This window comes from Mesorhizobium waimense (assembly GCF_003601975.1).
In the GTDB taxonomy this organism is placed as follows: domain Bacteria; phylum Pseudomonadota; class Alphaproteobacteria; order Rhizobiales; family Rhizobiaceae; genus Mesorhizobium; species Mesorhizobium waimense.
In genome coordinates, this window is sequence record NZ_QZWZ01000004.1 from 94,882 (window position 1) to 112,589 (window position 17,708).

Here is a 17,708-nt window from a genome sequence, read left to right on the forward strand (position 1 = left end):
TTCCTTCGGCTGAAGCGTCAGATCAGCGGCCTGCGATCCTCGCTCAGCCCCTCCCAATGGGCGAGCTCCTTGAGTCTGTCGCTGTCGACCACCTCGCAGCCGCCATCGCGCCAGACGATCAGCTTGCGGTCCATCAGCTTGCGGATCGTCTTGTTGGTATGGACCAGCGACAGGCCCAGCGTGTCGGCGACGTGCTGCTGGGTGATCGGTATCTGCACCGGTGTCTTGCCGTTGAGGCCAACCGCGCGGGCGCGGCTTGAGATGAAGGCGATGAGATAGGCGGCGCGCTCCATAGCCGTGCGCCGGCCGATGCTGAGCAGGTTCTCGTCCAGCATGCGTTCCTCCCGCGACGCGATCCAGGTGATGTCGTAGGCGAGCCCCGGATGATTGCGATAGAGCTCATGCAGTTGTTCGCGCTCGAAGACGCAAAGCAGCATCGGCGACAGCGCCTCGACGGAGTGCTGCATCTCGCCCATCAGGCTGCCCTGCAGGCCGATGAGATCGCCGGGCATCGAATAGTTCAGGATCTGGCGGCGGCCGTCCGACAGCAATTTGTAGCGGAAGGCCCAGCCCGAGAGTACCGTGTAGAGATGCGCGCTGTGACTGCCCTCGACCAGAACCGTGGCGCCCTTGTCGACAGCCAACTCCCCCTTCTTGAACGTGCTGACAAACAGCAGTTCCTTCTCCTCGAACTCGCGGAACGCCGGCAGCGGCCGCAGCGGGCAGTCTTCGCATGGATACTGACGACTGGAGAAAGAACGACCATGTTGCGCGGGCATTTCGACCCCCTCTTCGAAACCCGGCCTCTGACGGGGCCGACTGCAAACGCGTTGCCGGAACGGAAGGTTCCGCAATCGCCATGGCCATGTCTTTTTTAAATGACAGACCGTCAAATAGCGCTCATGACTCGCTCCGTTTCAAGGAGACATTGCCCGGTGCCCTCATTGCTCGACGGATTGCGGATCCTCGTCCTCGAAGATGAATTCCTGATTGCTATGGATGTCGAGCAGCTGTGCCGCGACTATGGCGCCGGCAACGTGGTGATTGCCCGCGACCTTGCGGACATCGAGCCCCAGGATGTTGTTGCGCAATTCGACGCGGCCATCGTCGACCTCATGCTGGGCGGCGCTTCGACACGCGACTTCGCCTCGGCACTGCGCGAATCGGGCGTGCCCTTTATCTTCGCCTCCGGTCATTCGGACCCGGACGAGATCAAGGCGTCCTTTCCGGGCGTCAGGCTGGTCGCCAAGCCCTATTCGGGAGACGACCTCGTCGAGGCTGTGGCCGCGGCCTGCGGGCGCTCGTCTGAATCAGGATGCCGGTACCGGGACTAGCTGAAGCTCACGCGGCGTTCGACCCTGTCACCTGCGTCGAGATCGCATCCGGGCCGTATTCGTCCTCGCCGGAAATCTTCAGGATTTCCTGCAACCGTGTCCGGGCGCGGCTGACGCGGCTTTTGATCGTGCCGACCGCGCAGCCGCAGATCTCGGCGGCTTCCTCGTAGGAAAAACCGGACGCGCCGATCAGGATGATGGCTTCGCGCTGGTCCTCAGGCAATTGCTCGAGCGCGCCGCGAAAATCCTTGAGGTCGAGCTGACCGTGCTGGGCCGGATGCACCGCGAGCCTCGCCGTCATGATGCCGTCGCTGTCTTGCACCTCGCGGCCGCGCTTGCGCATTTGAGAGTAGAATTCATTGCGCAGGATGGTAAACAGCCAAGCCTTGAGATTGGTGCCCGGTTGGAAGCTTTCATGCTTGTCCCAGGCCTTGACGAGCGTTTCCTGCACCAGGTCGTCGGCCTTGTCGGCGTTCTGCGTCAGCGACACGGCAAAGGCGCGCAGGCTCGGGATCGAGCCGAGCAAATCGGTCTTGAAGCTCTGGGAAACGGCCGTCATGCTCAGTCTTTCTTCGGTGCGGGTTCGGTCCGCTCCAGCTGGCTGAGCAGCTGGGCAAAACGATCCGGCACGTGATCGGAGACCAGCTCATCGTAATACTGCTTGAGTTTGCGGCCGATTTCCGAATTTGGCCCGAGCGGGTCACCGGAAACAGCCCGGCGCCTGCCCGCGGCGCCAGCCGTGATATCTTTCGTCATATCTTTCATTTTGCCCTTGATTCCAGCACCCGAGCCGCACCCCAACAACACAAAACACAAGGCAAGCGGCACCCTCGTCTGGTTGCCCATCCCAGCTCAGAACGCCCTCCTGTTATATTAGTTCCACGTTGATCGGAACTTTTTCGGAAAGCTGGCGTTTGTGTCTTCGGGGCTTGCGTTCGGCTTGACCTGCGACTTATGCAAATTGCGTCATCTGAGGGAGACGTCCATCATGAGCTTGTCCGCAACCATCGCGCCACACCTGCCGTTCCTGCGCCGTTTCTCGCGCGCCGTTTCCGGATCACAGGAAAGTGGCGATGCACTGGTCGCCGCGATGCTCGAAGCCATCATCGCCGACGTCGATATCTTTCCCGATGCATCGAACGACCGCATTGCGCTGTACAAGGTTTTCGCCAGGCTGTTCACCTCGATCGCCATCCGTGTTCCGCAGGAGCATGCGCAATCAGCATGGGAGCAGCGCGCGGCGGCCAATCTGAACGCGATCGCCCCGCGCCCGCGCCAGGCCTTCCTGCTGGTCGCTGTCGAGGGCTTCAGCGAGGATGAGGCGGCAGAAATCCTCGATGCCGACGAACAGGAGTTCTCGGATCTGCTTGCCCAGGCGAGCAACGAGATTTCCCGCCAGGTGGCGACCGATGTGCTGATCATCGAGGACGAGCCGCTGATTGCCATGGACATCGAAGAGATGGTCGAGAGTCTGGGCCATCGCGTCGTCGGAACGGCACGCACCCATGCCGAGGCGGTGACGATATTCGGCAAGACGCGGCCGAAGATGGTGCTGGCCGACATTCAGCTTGCCGACGGCAGCTCGGGCATTGAGGCTGTAAACGAGATCCTGTCTTCCACATCGGTGCCGGTGATCTTCATCACCGCCTTTCCCGAACGCCTGCTGACCGGCGAACGGCCTGAACCGGCCTTCCTCGTCACCAAGCCGTTCAATCCGGACATGGTCAAGGCGCTGATCAGTCAGGCGCTGTTCTTCGACAGGCAGGCCAAGGCAGCCGCATAGCAGGGGCTCGCGCCTTCGGGGCGCGCGGCCCGTTTTCTCTCCGATGAAATGACGTTTTGCAACTCAGCGCCCGCCGAGTCGGCGGTTGGCGCCGCATGGCCAAATTTCGCGTCGGAGCGGTTTTCCAGGGGTCGTCTTTTTCGGCAAATGGTGGAACAAACACCAACCAACCACGTTTTGCCTCAGCATTGGAAGGAGACGGATCATGCTTTACTGGGCGCTGGTATTTCTTGTCGTGGCGATCATCGCCGGCGCGCTTGGTTTCGGCGGCATCGCCGGCACCTCGGCCGGCATTGCACAGATACTGTTCTTCATCTTTCTCGCCTTCTTGATCATCTCGCTGCTTGCCGGCCTATTTAGACGGGCGTGAGGTAAGCGTCGGACACTGGAAGCCGCACCCCTCAAACGGTTTCCAGCCACCGCCGGGCGGTGCACTCCAACGAGGTGCCGCCCGGCGGACCGTTTGAGGGAACCCATTTCACAGTGAACCGTTCAGCCTGGGATCGGTGGCAATGATCGATGCGTTCCAAGGCCGCAGACATGAGCGACAGCCGGCAGAGTGATGAAGTCATCGCTCTGCATCCAGGCGAAGGCGGAATGCAGCTTGGCCGGGCACTTCTTCACGCGCTGCACAATGCCGGCATTTCCGTTCTCTATCAGGATCGCGAGATGAAGACCGTCTGGGCGCGCAACATGCGCGCGCCATGGGCGTCCGACACCGCCGACAGTAACGGCATATTGCCGCCGGCGCAGGCAGAGCGCATCCGCGCCGCCAAACGCAACGTCATCGCCTCCGGCAGTCCGGAGCGTCTCGAACTCGGTGTTCCCGCCGAGGACGGCATACGCTGGTTCCAGGTGTGGATCGATGCCGATCACAGCGAAAGCGGTGCCGTCCAGGGCGTCGTCACCACCATGGTGGAAACGACCGAGCAGAAACGCCGCGAGCAGACCCTGAAGACACTGCTGCGCGAGGTCAGCCATCGCTCGAAGAACCTTTTGGCCATCATCCAGAGCATCGCCACCCAGACCGGCCGCTATTCCGAAACGCTCGGTGATTTCCTGACCCGCTTTCGTGGCCGGCTGCAGTCGCTTGCCTCGTCCCAGGATCTGGTGACGTCTTCCAACTGGCGAGGTGCAGCCCTGCACGAACTGGTCTCCGGGCAGGTTGCGCGCTACGGTTCCGACCCGAAGCGCAGCTTGCGTTTCGAAGGCGAAAACCCGTACCTCAACCCCAATGCGGCCTTGCATATCGGCCTGGCGATGCACGAACTCGCCGTCAATTCGGTGAGCTACGGCGCCCTGTCGCGGCCGGATGGCTTTGTCGAGGTGACAGCCAAACTGACCGCCGCTTCCGCCGACAAGCCTGCCCTGTCGCTGACATGGGCCGAAGCCATCGGCGCCCGTGACCGGCAACCCAGCGAGAAGCGTTTTGGCAGCGTTGCGCTCGAGCGCGTCGTACCGACATCGCTGAACGGAACGGCGACGCTTGAGATCACCGGCGACCGTGTCGAATACCACTTGGTCGTGCCGCACGGCAATTTCGAAACGGACTGACCGGATATCGCCGAGAAGTTGCAGTTCTTAACCGGCTGTTCACCATAAAATTGGATGCTGCCTTACCCGGATAGCGCTGGAGCCTGCCGACCCGGCGGATGTCCCCGCCGCGGTCGCAGCGCAACAGAGCAATTTCAGGAAAAGTGCGCAGCGGTTTTGCCGTCCGGAATTGCGCAAAAACAAATATTTGGAGCGGGACAGCGCATCTATCAAAAGCTGAATCGCTCCTAGGGGAGGATTGGTCTTGACGGTTGCCGACATGAACAGGCTTGAGCAAGCCGCCCGCGTCTCGATGAGTGGATTCCAGGATCCCGAGGCCCCTGCCTCGGGATCGCGGCACTTCCACCCTATGCTTCACTTCGCCGCTGTCGTTTTGGTCGCTGCCGTAGTGCTGGCGGCGGCATGGCATCTGACCTGACGTCGAACCAGAATACTTTCGCGCTCGTCTGAAAATCGCTGCGGAGGCTTCGGCGAGCTGCTGCCCCCAATTGTTGGTGGTGCCCGCGCCTCCGGCGCAGGAACTTTGGCTGATTTCGACCGTTCTTATGGCGAGAGGTTTGTCGCCATGGAACACATCGCCGCTTTGCTGCTGGTCATCGGCTGCTCGAACACCATGACCGAGTGCCGTGAATTGTCCGTACCGGTCAGCGTCTTCGAGACCGCCGCGGAATGCACCGCCGAAAGGCCTTTCGCCCTGACCGATGTCCAGGGCAAAGCTCCGCATATCGTTGCCGAGTGCCTCACTGTCGATCCGGCGCTGGAGGATGACTACGACCAGATCGTCTGGAACGTGCGCCCGGACGGCACGCTCGACGCCTCCTTGCAGGTTTCCAACCTTGTGGTTGCATCGAACGCTGCGCGCCCCGAAAAATACTATCTTAGCCAACAGTAAAATCGGGCGGGCAAAGGCCGTTGTTTCATGCTAAATGACGGCTGGCACTCGCTAAAATCAGGACAAAAGTGAGGAGAGACTCTATGCGGAAAGTGATTATTGCCATGGTTGCCGTGGTCGCAATCAGCGGCTGCAGCACGACCGAGCAGGACGTTGGCGTCGGCGCCGGTGTCGGCGCAGTGGCCGGCGGCCTGATCGGCGGCGGCAGGGGTGCGCTCATCGGCGCAGCCGTCGGTGCCGGATCCGGCCTGCTCGTGCGCAACCTGCGCAATGGCTATTGCCAGTACCGCGACAATCGCGGTCGTCTCTACACGGCCCGCTGCTGATCCGCTTCGGCATGCAAGCATAGCGCCGGAGACCGGTCGTCCGGTCTCCGTTTTTCTGCGTAGCGCGGGCTGGTTCGCTAGCCGCAGCGGCGATTCAAACCAATGGGATTCTGATTTCCACCTTCAGCCCGTCGGCGTGAAAGTCGCGCTTGATCGTACCGCCCAATTCGCGCGTGACGTTGAGGTCGATCAGCTTGGTGCCGAAGCCGGTCTTGGCTGGTGCTTCCAGTCTCTTGCCCCCGGTTTCACGCCAATTGAGCGCCAGCGTCCGGTCACGCCCGCGCCCTTCGACCGACCAGTCGACCTTGAGCGCGCCTACCGAATTGCCGGCCTCGCCATATTTCAGCGCATTCGTCGCCAGTTCATGGAAGGTCAGGCCGAGCGCCTGCGTCGTGGTCTCGTCGAGCAGCACTTCCGGCCCCGACAATATCCCCTCTGGAAGCTCCTTGCCGAACACCTGGCCAAGCTCGATGCGCAGCAGGTCGCCGAGATCGGCCTTCTGCCAGCGCGAACGCGTCAGCATGTCCTGCGAAGCGGCCATCGCCTGCAGCCTGGCCGAGAAGGATGACGAGAACTCCTTCACGTCGGTGGCGTGCGACGCCGTCTGGCGGGCGATCGCCAGCACCCTTGTGATCGAGTTCTTGATGCGATGCTTCATTTCCTGCAGCATCAGGTCTTTTTCGAGCAGGCTCTTTTCGGTCGTCTCGTGCAGCAGCGAAACCGCGTCATAGGCCCGCTCCTGAAAGCGAGCCACCAGCGCAATGGCGCCCGCAAGCAGCAGCCCGAACAGGCCGAGCATCACCGGAATGGCGCGCGACGAGGGCTGCGAGAAGGCGCTTGTCGGCCTGAACAGGACGGTCCATTGCCGCCCTGCCACGACGAGCTTGCGGGTGACCAGCAGCCGGTCGCCGAATATCGAAACCGGCGGCGTCTCAGACTGGAACAGAAGATTTCCGGCATCCACCTCGCCGTCATAGATCTCGGTGTTGACCGGCAGCAACGGCGCGCGGCTGAGCGCGATCTGGAACAGGTCGCGGGCGCGGAAGGCCGCATAGAGGAAACCCGCTGTCGAGGAGCGCGTGGCGTTGATGACATCAGGCGCGGTTTCGACATTGAGCCGCACGAAGACCAGGAAGCCGGTAAAGGTCTGCGCGGCACCTGTCCCCTGGCCGAGTTGGATCAGGCCGCTTGCATGCTGCTGGTCGTCGGCCATCGCCTTTTCGATCGCCGCCCGCCGGACCGGTTCGGTGAACATGTCGAAGCCGATGCTGGCCTGGTTGGAAGGATCCATCGGTTCGAACAGCACGACCGGCGTGCGCCATGGCTGCGTCGTCGCCGGATAGACCGCATGCGCGACACCCTGGTCGCGCAGTATGTCGCGCTCGACCGCGGCCTCGTCGCCGGTCTTGGCCAGCTTGAGATAGCCGATGCCGCGCAGTCCGGCGAAATTGTTGTCGACATCGAGCGCGCTGAAGAAAGCCTTGAACTCGCCGCGCGAAATGTCGCCGTTGCGGGCGTCGAACAGCGCCTGGGTCGAGCGCAGCAGCGACAGATGCAGATCGATGCGGCTCTCGATGCGGTTGAGCGCGTCATCCGCCGTCGCAGCGAACTTGATGCGCGCTGCCTCCTGCGTGGCGAAATAGGCAAAGCCCGCCATCGTCAGGCTGATCAGCGCGACGGCGATGAAGGCGACGATCGGGAAAAACTTCTTCAACGGATGGAGTTGTCCATGGGCGATTCGGACCCTTTTATGGGCAAGTCCCCGCACCAACACAATGGCGCGGCCAAACCATCATGACGGCTGGCATATCACATGGAAGACAATTAGCCGGCTTACTTTATGCCTCAGGCAGCGATTTTCAGTGCACCTGGCCCGGGAATGGCGCCGGGCGGGCACTTGCCGAGGATGATCATGCCGAGCACTTCATCCTGGGTGACATCGCCGGTGCGGGCCGTGCCGACGACCTGGCCGTTCTTCATCACGCAGACCCGGTCGGCAAGCTCGAACACATCGTGGATGTCGTGGCTGATCAGGAAGATGCCGATGCCGTCGGCCTTCAACTGCCTGACCAGTTCGCCGACCTGGGCTGTTTCCTGAGGCCCAAGTGCGGCCGTCGGCTCGTCCATGATCAGGATGCGGGCGTTGAACAGGATGGCGCGCGCGATCGCCACCGACTGCCGCTGGCCGCCCGAGAGCTTGACCACCGGTTCCTTGAAGCGCTGGAAGCGCGGATTGAGCCGGCCCATCACCTTGCGCGCCTCGGCCTCCATGGCGACATCGTCGAGCGTGCCCCAGCCAGTCTTCAGCTCGCGGCCAAGGAACAGGTTGGCGGCGGCGTCGACATTGTCGGCCAGCGCCAGCGTCTGGTAGATCGTCTCGATGCCATACTTCTTGGCGTCGCGCGGGTTGGCGATCGAGGCCTCCTCGCCGTTGACGAAGATCTGGCCCGCATCGCGCTTATAGGCGCCGGACAGGATCTTGATCAGCGTCGACTTGCCGGCGCCATTGTGGCCGAGCAGCGCCACCACCTCGCCCGGGAAGAGATCGATCGACGCATCGTCGACGGCGCGAATGCCGCCGAAGGCAATCGAGATGTTGCGCATGTCGATCAGCGGTGTGCCCGTGGGAGTAGTCTTTTCCATGGCCGCGTCCTCCTCAGACACGCTTGCGATAGACGGTGTCGAGCCACACGGCGACGACCAGCACGGCGCCAACGACGATGCTCTGCAGCGGCGAATCGATGCCGAGCAGCACCATGCCGGACTGCAACGACTGCATCAGCAGCGCGCCGAGCATGGCGCCCAGCACCGTTCCTGAGCCGCCGGCGAGCGACGTGCCGCCGATGACGGCGGCGGCGATGACGAGAAGCTCGTCCAGCGTGCCCAGCGCATTGGTCGAGGCGTTGAGGCGCGCCGACGAGATTGCCGCGCTGATTGCCGCCAGCACGCCCATGATCATGAACACCTTCATCGTCACCCAGCGCGTGTTGATGCCGGCGAGTTCCGCCGCTTCCGGATTGCCGCCAATGGCGAACACATAGCGGCCGAACCGGGTCCGCCTGGTGATGAAGGTCATGACGATGCCGACCGCGACCGCCATCAGCACCGGGATGGCGATGCCATGGGCGATGAACAGGCCACCTTCGGGAATGGTGATGCCGTTCTGCTGCGCATACTGGCGCACGATGCCGACCGGCCACGGATAGGAATTGGCGATCCACACCGCGCCGAGGATGGCGGCGCAGGCGACCACGCCAAGGAATGTCTCCGCCCACACCGGGCGCAGCGGGAAGCTGAAGCGTTTGCGCTGTGAGCGGCCGTTGAGCAGTGCGAAGGCGACTGCCGCGCAAGCCACGACACCGACGATCCAGCTGGCGCTAGCGCCGATGGCGCCGCGTGGCCCGCCACCCATCAGCTGAAAGGTGGCATCGAGCGGCGCGACGGTGCGGCCGCTGGTGATCAGCCACGCCATGCCACGCCAGACCAGCAGGCCGCCCAGCGTCACGATGAAGGCAGGCACCTCCATATAGGCGATGACGAAGCCCTGGAACGCGCCGATCAAAAGACCGAGCGCCACGCCGGCGGCGAGTGCGATGATCCAAAGCCAGGGATTGCCGAGCTGGAAGCCGATGACCCGAATGAGGAATTCGGCCTGCGCCACGCCCATGATCATGCCGATCACGCCTTCGACGGAGCCGACCGAAAGGTCGATGTTGCGCATGACGATGACCAGCACCATGCCGGTCGCCATGATCGCCACCGACGAGGTCTGCACCGACAGGTTCCAAAGATTGCGCGGTGTCAGGAAAAGTCCACCCGACAGGAGGTGGATGCCGATCCAGATGACCAGCAGCGCGCCGACCATGCCGAGCATGCGCGTGTCGAGTTCGGTTGCCTTGAGAAAGCGTCCGACGGCGCTGAGCTCGGCAGCCCGCGCCCGATCCGCGACCGGCGTGTTGGAAGTCGTATCGGTCATGATGTCCTCCCACCGGTCTGCCGTCTGGCGCGGTTGCCGGAACACGATGCTATTTGCTTTCCCGGCTCAATTGAAGCGGAAAGCCCCTTTGAGAAACGCCGCGGCTTTAGGGCCGCGGCGCCGAACTCGCTACCGGTATCAGCCGGTTTTAGTTGCAGGCCGCGACGCTGCCCGCGGCGACGCCCGCGCAGACTTCGTCCTTCTTGATCCAGCCGGCATCGATGACGACGTTGAGGTTGTCCTTGGTGATCGCCACCGGGGTCAGGAACAGCGACTTGACGGTGTTGCCGCCGGGCGTCGTGAAGTCCTTGACGCCGGCAATGTCGGTCATCTGCTTTCCATCGGCCAGCTGCGAGGCGATCTCGGCGGCGTTCTTGCCGAGTTCGCGCGCGTCCTTCCACACCGACACGGTCTGCGTGCCGAGCGCGATGCGGTTCAGCGCGGCGTGGTCGCCGTCCTGGCCCGAGACCGGAACGGTTCCGGCTAGCCCCTGCGCCGTCAGCGCGGCAACGACGCCGCCGGCGGTGCCATCATTGGCCGCCACCACCGCGTCGACCTTGTTGTCGTTGGCGGTCAGGAACTGTTCCATGTTCTTCTGCGCATTGGCCGGCAGCCAACCGTCCGTATAGGCCTCGCCGACATTCTTGATCTTGCCGCCGTCGATGGCTTCCTTCAGCACTTCCATGGAACCGGCGAACAGGAAATCGGCGTTCGGATCGGCGCCCGAACCCTTGATGAAGACATAGTTGCCTTCGGGCTTCGCCTTGAACACTTCGCGGGCCTGCATGCGGCCGACTTCCTTGTTGTCGAAGGTCAGGTAGAACACGTCCTTGTTCTCGATCAGCCGGTCGTAGCCGACGACCGGAATGCCTTCGTCAAGCGCCTTCTGCACCGCCGGCCCGATGGCCGAAGCGTCCTGCGCCAGCACGATGAGCGCATTCGCACCTTGCGAGATCAGGCTTTCGACATCGGTCAGCTGCTTGCCGGGATTGGACTGCGCGTCGGCGGAAATGTACTTGTCGCCGGCTGCCTCGATCGCCGCCTTCATCGCCGCCTCGTCGGTCTTCCAGCGCTCTTCCTGGAAGTTCGACCACGACACGCCAATGACCTTGTCCTTCGCCTGCGCGACCGACGCCAGTGTCAGCGACATGGCGACACCCGCCAGCATGGCGACTGCAAATTTCTTCATGATATCCTCCCTGCGCCGCGCACGGCGCGACAAACTGACCCGATGGGCCGGCACAAGGCTCTCTTTTTTTCGAGCCTCGAAAAAATACTGATCCAACGCCGAAGCGCTGTCAACATCGATTCTGATGGTTTTTGATGGGTCGGCGAATTTTTTTCGAGTCTCGGAATAAATAAATGACAGGACTTCCCGATTCTGCCACTATTCAGTGAGCGCGTCGACGGCCTTCGACGTTCACGAAAGGCTGCGGCGGCGGCAGGGAGGAGACGCAGGTCATGTCGGTTGGTATCCGCCACGACGATCTTCGCCGGCGCAACCGGGCGATGGTGATTTCGGCCGTGCGCCGGGCCGGCCAGCCCTCACGAACCGAGATCGCCGCGACCACCGGCCTCAGCCATTCGACCATTTCGGCGATCTCCTCCGACCTGATCCAGGAAGGCATCCTCACCGAGAGCAAGCCGAGCGAGACGGCTTCCCTGAAGCGTGGCCGGCCACAGGTCGGCCTCGGCCTCAATCCGGAAGCCACGGCGGTGATGACCGTGGTGCTGTCGCTGAACTTCCTCTCCGTCGCCGTCATCGATTATGCCGGACAGGTCATCGCCGAGGAACAGCGCCGCCTCGACACGCTGACCATGCCGCGCGACGAACTGATCGGCGAATGCACGGCAATAGTCCGGCGCCGGTTCGAGGATCCCGACCTCGATGTGCGCAGCGTCGCCCGCATCGCGATGGGCATCCAGGGCATCACCGACACCCATGCCCGCGCCATGCTGTGGTCGCCAATCACGTCGCAGACCGACATCCCCTTTGCCGACATTCTGGAAGGCGAATTCGGCATTCCCGCCACCATGGAAAACGACTGCAACATGATGGCGGTGGCGCTGCAATGGCGCGATCCCGAGCGATACCGCGACGATTTCATCGCCATCCTGCTGTCGCACGGCATCGGCATGGGGCTGGTGCTGAAGGGCGAGCTGTTCACCGGCACGCATTCCTCCGGCGGTGAGTTCGGCCACATGATCCACCGGCCGGGCGGCGCGCTCTGCCGCTGCGGACGGCGCGGCTGCGTCGAGGCCTATGCCGGCAACTATGCCATCTGGCGCAACGCCAGGATGATGAGCGAGGATGCCGAACCAGCCGATGTCGGCGACGCCGACATGCGCGCGCTCGCCGCCCGCGCCCGCGAGAGCGACGGCCCGGAGCGCGAAGCCTATCGCAAGGCCGGCGAGGCGCTCGGCTTCGGCCTTGGCAGCCTGTTCGCATTGATCGACCCGGCGCCGGTCGCCATGGTCGGCGTCAGCGCCGCCGCCTTCGATCTGATCGAACCGGCGCTGCGCGAGGCGATTGCCCAGACCGCCGGCGGCCAGCACTCGAAATCAATCTCCTTCGACACCGAGCCGAACGAGCTGCCGCTGATCCGCGAGGGCTGCGCCATGCGCGCGCTTGGCTTCGTCGACCAGGAGATTTTCGCGCCGGGCGTTCAGGTGAAGCCCGGCAAGCACGTGGCGTGACAGCGGCACTCGCGCAACGGCAACAGGCGCTGATCGTCAGTCTTCGCGGATCGCGTAGCCGGCGCCGCGGATGGTGCGGATGACGTCGGGCATGCGGCCATTGTTGACCGCCTTGCGCAGCCGGCCGACATGCACGTCGACCGTGCGCTCGTCGATATAGATCGTCTCGCCCCAGACATTGTCGAGCAGCTGGCTGCGTGAGAACACCCGGCCCGGATGCCGCATCATGAATTCGAGCAGCCGGAACTCGGTCGGCCCGAGCCTGATCTCGCTCTTCTTGCGGTAGACCCGGTGCGACTCGCGATCGAGCACGATGTCGCCGACCTTGAGCATGCTGGACAGCACTTCCGGCTTGGCGCGGCGCAGCAGCGCCTTGACCCTGGCCATGAACTCCGGCGTCGAGAACGGCTTGACCAGATAGTCGTCGGCGCCGGTGGAGAGGCCGCGCACGCGGTCGCTCTCCTCGCCGCGCGCCGTCAGCATGATGATCGGCAGCCGCTCGGTCTCGGGCCGCATCCTCAGGCGCCGGCAAAGCTCGATGCCGGAAACCGCCGGCACCATCCAATCGAGCACCAGAAGATCGGGAACGTTCTCCTGCAGGCGGATCTCGGCCTCGTCGCCGCGCGTCACCACCTCGACCTGGTAGCCTTCGGATTCCAGATTGTAGCGGAGCAGCACCCCCAGCGGCTCCTCGTCCTCCACCACCATGATGCGTGGCGCGATCATCAGTCGGCTACCCCTGTCATGCCGCCGGCGCAGACATCGCCGTCTCGTCCTGTTTGGGACGATTGGCGGGCAATTGCGAGCCTGTCAGCACATAGTAGGCGTTCTCGGCAATGTTGGTGACATGATCGCCGATGCGCTCCAGGTTCTTGGCGCAGAACAGCAGATGCGTGCAAGCCGTGATGTTGCGCGGATCTTCCATCATGTAGGTCAGCAGCTCACGGAACACCGAGGTGTATTTGACGTCGATGCGCTCGTCGTCGTTCCGAAGCTTGGCAAGGGCCGCAGCGTCGGCGGCGGCGTATTCCTCGATCACCCCTTGCACCTGGACCAGCACCAGCTGCGCCATCACATCGATGGAGTGCGAGAGGTCGCGTGGCGTGACGCTGAGGCCGACGGTGCCGACGCGCTTGGCGATGTTCTTGGCGAGATCGCCAATGCGCTCGAGATCTCCGGCCATGCGGATCGAGCCAACCACCGCGCGCAGATCATTGGCCATCGGCTGGCGCTTGGCGATCAGCGTGATGGCGCGGTCGTCCAGCTCGCGCTGGCGCGCATCCATGATGGCGTCGTCGGAAACGACGCGCTGGGCCAGCGCATTGTCGGAATTCAGAAGGGCCTTGGTCGCACCGCCGACCATCGAGCCGGCCAGTTCGCCCATGTCGGAGATCAGCTTGCTGATCGCCCCGAGATCCTCATCGAAAGAGGCGACGGTATGATGTTCACCCATGATCCTGTCCTCGTGCCTGAAAGTTGCCGCCGGACCACTCAGCCGAACCGGCCGGTGATATAGTCCTGCGTGCGCTTGTCGTCGGGGTTGGTGAACATCTTGTCGGTAGCGCCCTCCTCGACCAGATAGCCAAGGTGGAACATGGCCGTGCGCTGCGACACGCGCGCCGCCTGCTGCATCGAGTGCGTGACGATGACGATCGTGTAGTTTTGGCGCAGCTCGTCGATCAGCTCCTCGACACGGGCGGTGGCGATCGGATCGAGCGCCGAGCAGGGCTCGTCCATCAGGATCACTTCCGGCGACACGGCAATGGCGCGCGCGATGCACAGGCGCTGCTGCTGGCCGCCGGAGAGGCCGGTGCCGGGCTCTTGCAGGCGGTCCTTCACCTCGTTCCAGATCGCCGCCTTCTTCAGGCTCGATTCGACGATCTGGTCCATGTCGGTCTTGCGTTTGGCCAGCCCGTGGATGCGCGGGCCATAGGCGACGTTCTCATAGATCGACTTCGGGAACGGATTGGGCTTCTGGAACACCATGCCGACGCGGGCTCTGAGTTCGACGACATCGATGTTCTTGTCGTAGATGTCCTCTTCGTCGAGTGTGATCTTGCCGGTCACCCGCGCCGAGTCGATGGTGTCGTTCATGCGGTTGAGGCAGCGCAGGAAGGTCGACTTGCCGCAGCCCGAAGGGCCGATCAGCGCCGTCACCTGGTTGAGGCGGACGTCGAGATTGACGTCGAACAGCGCCTGCTTGTCGCCATAGAACACGCCGACCTTGTCGCCGCGCATCTTGATCACTTCGTTCGACTTGGCGTTCATCTTGTCGCCCACTGCGTTTTCAAGGGACTGTTCTGTCATGATGTTCATACCAGATGCCTTCTTTTACCAGCGCCGTTCGAAGCGGCGCCGCAGCACGATCGCTGTGATGTTCATGGCCATGAGGAAGACGAGCAGGATGATGATGGCGCCCGACATACGCTCGACGAAGGCGCGTTCGGCCTCGTTCGCCCACATGTAGATCTGCACCGGCAGCGCGGTGGCCGGATCGAAAGGCGTCGTCGGATAATCGGCGACAAAGGCCACCATGCCGATCAGCAGCAGCGGCGCGGTTTCACCGAGCGCACGCGCCAGACCGATGATGGTGCCGGTAAGGATGCCGGGGGCGGCAAGCGGCAGGATGTGGTGGAACACCATCTGCATCTTGGACGCGCCAAGGCCGAGCGCTGCCGAGCGGATCGACGGCGGCACGGCGGCAAGGGCAGCGCGCGTGGCGATGATGATCGTCGGCAGCGTCATCAGCGTCAGCACCAGGCCGCCGACGAAAGCGGCCGAGCGCGGCATGCCGAGGAAGTTGATGAACACGGCAAGCCCGAGCAGGCCGAAGACGATCGACGGCACCGCCGCCAGATTGTTGATGTTGACTTCGATCAGGTCGGTGAGGCGGTTCTTCTTGGCGAATTCTTCAAGATAGATCGAGGCGGCGACGCCGATCGGCAGCGCCAAAAGCAGCACGATCACCATCATGTAGAACGAGCCGATGATCGCCACGCCCATGCCCGACGTTTCCGGTCGGCTGGAGGCGCCATAGCTGAACAGGCCGGTGTTGAAATGCTCGGCCATCACGCCGTCGGCCTTGAGCTTGTTCATCCACGTGATCTGCTGGTCCGAGACCTTGCGGCGCGCCTCCTCGACACTGAGGTCGATCTGGCCCTTGAAGGCGGAGTCGAGATTGGCGGCGGCGAGGATGTTGACGTCGCGCGTTGTGCCGATGACCGACGGGTCGGCGGCGACGATGTCGCGCAGCTGGACGCGGGCGCCTTCCGACAGGAAGCCCTTGAGCTTCATGACCATCGGCTTGTTGCTGGGATCGATGCCGAGCTTGGCGATCAGCGCGCGTTCGGCGAGCTTGGGGTAATTTGCCTTGATCAGCACGCTCGGATCGGTGGCGCGCTTGTTGGACGGATCGATCAGCTTCTCATCGAAGTTGATCGGCAGCGTCACAGTCGTCTGCCAGAAGGCGGTGTAGCCCTTCGACACGATGGTGATCAGCATGATGGCGAGGAACGCCAGGCCGACCGAGATCGCCAGCGCGCCATAGATGCGGAAGCGGCGTTCGGCGGCGTAGCGGGCCTTGAGGCCGATGTCGCGGCGCGGATGAGCCGCCGCCCGGACCATCGAATCCATGGGGATGTCGGTCATTCGTACTGCTCCCGGTATTTGCGCACGATGTACAGCGCGACGATGTTCATCACCAGCGTCAGCGCAAACAGCGTGAGGCCGAGCGCGAAGGCGACCAGCGTCTGCGGCGAATTGAACTCGAGGTCGCCGGTGAGCTGGTTGACGATCTTGACGGTGATGGTGGTCATCGCTTCAAACGGGTTGACGGTGAGGTTGGCGGCCACGCCGGCCGCCAGCACGACGATCATGGTCTCGCCGATGGCGCGCGAAGCGGTCAGCAGGATGGCGCCGACGATGCCTGGGAGTGCCGCCGGCAGGATCACCCGCTTGATCGTTTCGGAGCGTGTTGCCCCGAGGCCGAGTGAGCCGTCGCGCATGGCGCGCGGCACCGCGGTGATGATGTCGTCGGACAGCGAGGACACGACAGGGATCAGCATGATGCCCATGACCAGGCCGGCGGTGAAAATGCTCTGGCCCTGGATGAAGGGCGAGCCGCCGGTCAGCGCCGCCGAGAGATCGCGCAGGAACGGCCCGAGCGTAACGACGGCGAAGATGCCGTAGACGATGGTGGGGATGCCGGCGAGCAGCTCAAGCGCCGGCTTGACCACCCCGCGCACCTTGGGCGACGCATATTCGGCCATGTAGACCGCCGACATCAGCCCGACAGGCACCGCAACCAGAAGGGCGACGGCGGCGATGTAGAGCGTGCCAGCAAGAAGTGGGATCAGGCCGAACTGGCCTTGGCTGCCGCCCGAACCGGCATCGGCGAAACGCGGATCCCACACAGTGCCGAAGAAGAAGCTCATCGGCGATACGCTTTCAAAGAAGGTGATCGTCTGGAACAGCATCGACAGCACGATGCCGATGGTGGTCAGGATGGCGATGGTCGAGGCGGCGAGCAGCCCCCACAGCATCAGCCTCTCGACATTGTTCCTGGCGCGCGCGCGCGGCGCGATCTGCCTGAGCGCATAAAAGGCGCCGGCGATTGCCAGAGCAAGGGTGATGACCGCGCCGAACAGGCCGAGCCTGTCCTGGACCTTGTTCGCCTCGACGGCGATCGGGATCATGTAGTCCTGCGTGTCGGTCGCCAGCGCCACACCCTTGGCGGCGAGCAGCGGCTGCAGTTCGGCAAAGCTGGCGGGCAACGTGTTGGCATCGAGCCGGCGAATGCCTTTGGCAAGGCTCTTCACAAGGCTGACATCAAGCGCCTCGCTGGCGACCTTGCTGTCAGCGGTGCGCTCGGGCAGGGCGGCATGAATGTGCCGGTCGAGATAGACGGAAGAGCCAATGGTCCAGACGGCAAGCAGCAGAAGGGCGGGCAGGACGGCGAGCAGGAAAGCCCACCAGCCGTGATAGTGGGCGCGTGAATGTGGCTTCACCGTGCCGTTTTCGTGCGCTGCGGCACGCTGCCGGCCGATCAGGAACGCAACCACGCCTATGGCGACGACGATGGCGAGTACGAGCAAGGACGACATGGACCCACCCCCGGGGAAACTTCAGACCAGTCGCCGGCGCCAAT

At 63.3% G+C, this 17,708-nt stretch carries 20 protein-coding genes; 8 read left to right on the plus strand and 12 right to left on the minus strand.

Features of this window, described 5'->3' with window-relative positions; translation table 11 throughout:
- Positions 1-17 precede the first annotated feature (17 nt).
- Entirely contained in the window at positions 18-779 is a 762-nt protein-coding gene (locus tag D3227_RS07235) for a Crp/Fnr family transcriptional regulator (protein ID WP_120013449.1), read from the minus strand.
- Positions 780-995: 216 nt separating this feature from the next.
- Here D3227_RS07235 and D3227_RS07240 point away from each other — a divergent pair, with 216 nt between their 5' ends.
- Positions 996-1,334, plus strand: a complete 339-nt coding sequence (locus D3227_RS07240) for a response regulator (RefSeq protein ID WP_167480641.1) — start codon at positions 996-998, stop codon at positions 1,332-1,334.
- 7 nt (positions 1,335-1,341) lie between these two features.
- Here D3227_RS07240 and D3227_RS07245 read toward each other — a convergent pair whose 3' ends face one another.
- The gene (locus D3227_RS07245) at positions 1,342-1,893 is read right to left on the minus strand and encodes a sigma-70 family RNA polymerase sigma factor (RefSeq protein WP_120013451.1); all 552 of its coding nucleotides are present in this window, start codon (positions 1,891-1,893) and stop codon (positions 1,342-1,344) included.
- Positions 1,894-1,895: 2 nt separating this feature from the next.
- Entirely contained in the window at positions 1,896-2,099 is a 204-nt protein-coding gene (locus D3227_RS07250; protein WP_120013601.1) for a NepR family anti-sigma factor, read from the minus strand.
- Positions 2,100-2,322: 223 nt separating this feature from the next.
- Between D3227_RS07250 and D3227_RS07255 the strand changes: the two genes are divergently transcribed.
- The 6 genes from D3227_RS07255 (at position 2,323) to D3227_RS07275 (ending at position 5,889) form a co-directional block, all read left to right on the plus strand.
- Positions 2,323-3,117 carry a response regulator gene (locus D3227_RS07255; RefSeq protein WP_120013452.1) on the plus strand — a complete coding sequence of 265 codons (795 nt, stop codon included), beginning with the start codon at positions 2,323-2,325 and terminating at the stop codon, positions 3,115-3,117.
- Between the two features lie 205 nt (positions 3,118-3,322).
- Positions 3,323-3,487 carry a DUF1328 domain-containing protein gene (locus D3227_RS07260; RefSeq protein WP_006203859.1) on the plus strand — a complete coding sequence of 55 codons (165 nt, stop codon included), beginning with the start codon at positions 3,323-3,325 and terminating at the stop codon, positions 3,485-3,487.
- 149 nt (positions 3,488-3,636) lie between these two features.
- Entirely contained in the window at positions 3,637-4,671 is a 1,035-nt protein-coding gene (locus tag D3227_RS07265; protein ID WP_120013453.1) for a sensor histidine kinase, read from the plus strand.
- A 244-nt stretch (positions 4,672-4,915) separates the two neighbouring features.
- Entirely contained in the window at positions 4,916-5,089 is a 174-nt protein-coding gene (locus tag D3227_RS41515; protein ID WP_167480634.1) for a hypothetical protein, read from the plus strand.
- A gap of 147 nt (positions 5,090-5,236) precedes the next feature.
- On the plus strand, positions 5,237-5,563 hold the full coding sequence (locus D3227_RS07270; RefSeq protein WP_120013454.1) for a hypothetical protein: 327 nt from the start codon (positions 5,237-5,239) through the stop codon (positions 5,561-5,563).
- An 83-nt stretch (positions 5,564-5,646) separates the two neighbouring features.
- Complete coding sequence (locus D3227_RS07275; RefSeq protein ID WP_120013455.1) at positions 5,647-5,889, plus strand: YMGG-like glycine zipper-containing protein; 243 nt, start codon at positions 5,647-5,649, stop codon at positions 5,887-5,889.
- Positions 5,890-5,983: 94 nt separating this feature from the next.
- Here D3227_RS07275 and D3227_RS07280 read toward each other — a convergent pair whose 3' ends face one another.
- The 4 genes from D3227_RS07280 to xylF all read right to left on the minus strand — a co-directional run bounded on the left by D3227_RS07280 (position 5,984) and on the right by xylF (position 11,054).
- Entirely contained in the window at positions 5,984-7,603 is a 1,620-nt protein-coding gene (locus D3227_RS07280) for a CHASE domain-containing protein (protein ID WP_120013456.1), read from the minus strand.
- A gap of 131 nt (positions 7,604-7,734) precedes the next feature.
- Positions 7,735-8,532 carry an ATP-binding cassette domain-containing protein gene (locus D3227_RS07285; protein ID WP_120013457.1) on the minus strand — a complete coding sequence of 266 codons (798 nt, stop codon included), beginning with the start codon at positions 8,530-8,532 and terminating at the stop codon, positions 7,735-7,737.
- Between the two features lie 13 nt (positions 8,533-8,545).
- Positions 8,546-9,865, minus strand: coding sequence for a sugar ABC transporter permease (locus tag D3227_RS07290; protein ID WP_120013602.1), 1,320 nt, complete (start codon positions 9,863-9,865; stop codon positions 8,546-8,548).
- Between the two features lie 148 nt (positions 9,866-10,013).
- A complete protein-coding gene (xylF, locus tag D3227_RS07295) occupies positions 10,014-11,054 on the minus strand; it encodes a D-xylose ABC transporter substrate-binding protein (RefSeq protein ID WP_120013458.1) in 1,041 nt (346 codons plus the stop codon).
- Between the two features lie 272 nt (positions 11,055-11,326).
- Here xylF and D3227_RS07300 point away from each other — a divergent pair, with 272 nt between their 5' ends.
- A complete protein-coding gene (locus tag D3227_RS07300) occupies positions 11,327-12,562 on the plus strand; it encodes an ROK family protein (protein ID WP_120013459.1) in 1,236 nt (411 codons plus the stop codon).
- A gap of 36 nt (positions 12,563-12,598) precedes the next feature.
- Here the strand turns inward: D3227_RS07300 and phoB are convergent, their stop codons facing one another.
- The 5 genes from phoB to pstC are packed head-to-tail and all read right to left on the minus strand — an operon-like array spanning position 12,599 to position 17,664.
- On the minus strand, positions 12,599-13,288 hold the full coding sequence (phoB, locus tag D3227_RS07305) for a phosphate regulon transcriptional regulator PhoB (RefSeq protein ID WP_006203872.1): 690 nt from the start codon (positions 13,286-13,288) through the stop codon (positions 12,599-12,601).
- 16 nt (positions 13,289-13,304) lie between these two features.
- Positions 13,305-14,015, minus strand: coding sequence for a phosphate signaling complex protein PhoU (phoU, locus tag D3227_RS07310; RefSeq protein ID WP_120013460.1), 711 nt, complete (start codon positions 14,013-14,015; stop codon positions 13,305-13,307).
- Between the two features lie 38 nt (positions 14,016-14,053).
- Entirely contained in the window at positions 14,054-14,878 is an 825-nt protein-coding gene (pstB, locus tag D3227_RS07315; protein WP_120013461.1) for a phosphate ABC transporter ATP-binding protein PstB, read from the minus strand.
- 15 nt (positions 14,879-14,893) lie between these two features.
- Positions 14,894-16,210, minus strand: a complete 1,317-nt coding sequence (pstA, locus tag D3227_RS07320) for a phosphate ABC transporter permease PstA (RefSeq protein ID WP_120013462.1) — start codon at positions 16,208-16,210, stop codon at positions 14,894-14,896.
- Positions 16,207-17,664 carry a phosphate ABC transporter permease subunit PstC gene (pstC, locus tag D3227_RS07325; protein ID WP_120013463.1) on the minus strand — a complete coding sequence of 486 codons (1,458 nt, stop codon included), beginning with the start codon at positions 17,662-17,664 and terminating at the stop codon, positions 16,207-16,209. The genes pstA and pstC overlap by 4 nt, the downstream gene beginning before the upstream one ends.
- Between the last annotated feature and the right edge of the window lie 44 nt (positions 17,665-17,708).

Coding starts and splice junctions, on each gene's coding strand:
- D3227_RS07235 (WP_120013449.1), bottom strand. CDS start 779: ATGCCCGCGCAACATGGTCGTTCTTTCTCCAGTCGTCAGTATCCATGC.
- D3227_RS07240 (WP_167480641.1), top strand. CDS start 996: ATGGATGTCGAGCAGCTGTGCCGCGACTATGGCGCCGGCAACGTGGTG.
- D3227_RS07245 (WP_120013451.1), bottom strand. CDS start 1,893: ATGACGGCCGTTTCCCAGAGCTTCAAGACCGATTTGCTCGGCTCGATC.
- D3227_RS07250 (WP_120013601.1), bottom strand. CDS start 2,099: ATGAAAGATATGACGAAAGATATCACGGCTGGCGCCGCGGGCAGGCGC.
- D3227_RS07255 (WP_120013452.1), top strand. CDS start 2,323: ATGAGCTTGTCCGCAACCATCGCGCCACACCTGCCGTTCCTGCGCCGT.
- D3227_RS07260 (WP_006203859.1), top strand. CDS start 3,323: ATGCTTTACTGGGCGCTGGTATTTCTTGTCGTGGCGATCATCGCCGGC.
- D3227_RS07265 (WP_120013453.1), top strand. CDS start 3,637: ATGCGTTCCAAGGCCGCAGACATGAGCGACAGCCGGCAGAGTGATGAA.
- D3227_RS07270 (WP_120013454.1), top strand. CDS start 5,237: ATGGAACACATCGCCGCTTTGCTGCTGGTCATCGGCTGCTCGAACACC.
- D3227_RS07275 (WP_120013455.1), top strand. CDS start 5,647: ATGCGGAAAGTGATTATTGCCATGGTTGCCGTGGTCGCAATCAGCGGC.
- D3227_RS07285 (WP_120013457.1), bottom strand. CDS start 8,532: ATGGAAAAGACTACTCCCACGGGCACACCGCTGATCGACATGCGCAAC.
- D3227_RS07290 (WP_120013602.1), bottom strand. CDS start 9,865: ATGACCGATACGACTTCCAACACGCCGGTCGCGGATCGGGCGCGGGCT.
- xylF (WP_120013458.1), bottom strand. CDS start 11,054: ATGAAGAAATTTGCAGTCGCCATGCTGGCGGGTGTCGCCATGTCGCTG.
- D3227_RS07300 (WP_120013459.1), top strand. CDS start 11,327: ATGTCGGTTGGTATCCGCCACGACGATCTTCGCCGGCGCAACCGGGCG.
- phoB (WP_006203872.1), bottom strand. CDS start 13,288: ATGATCGCGCCACGCATCATGGTGGTGGAGGACGAGGAGCCGCTGGGG.
- phoU (WP_120013460.1), bottom strand. CDS start 14,015: ATGGGTGAACATCATACCGTCGCCTCTTTCGATGAGGATCTCGGGGCG.
- pstB (WP_120013461.1), bottom strand. CDS start 14,878: ATGAACATCATGACAGAACAGTCCCTTGAAAACGCAGTGGGCGACAAG.
- pstA (WP_120013462.1), bottom strand. CDS start 16,210: ATGACCGACATCCCCATGGATTCGATGGTCCGGGCGGCGGCTCATCCG.
- pstC (WP_120013463.1), bottom strand. CDS start 17,664: ATGTCGTCCTTGCTCGTACTCGCCATCGTCGTCGCCATAGGCGTGGTT.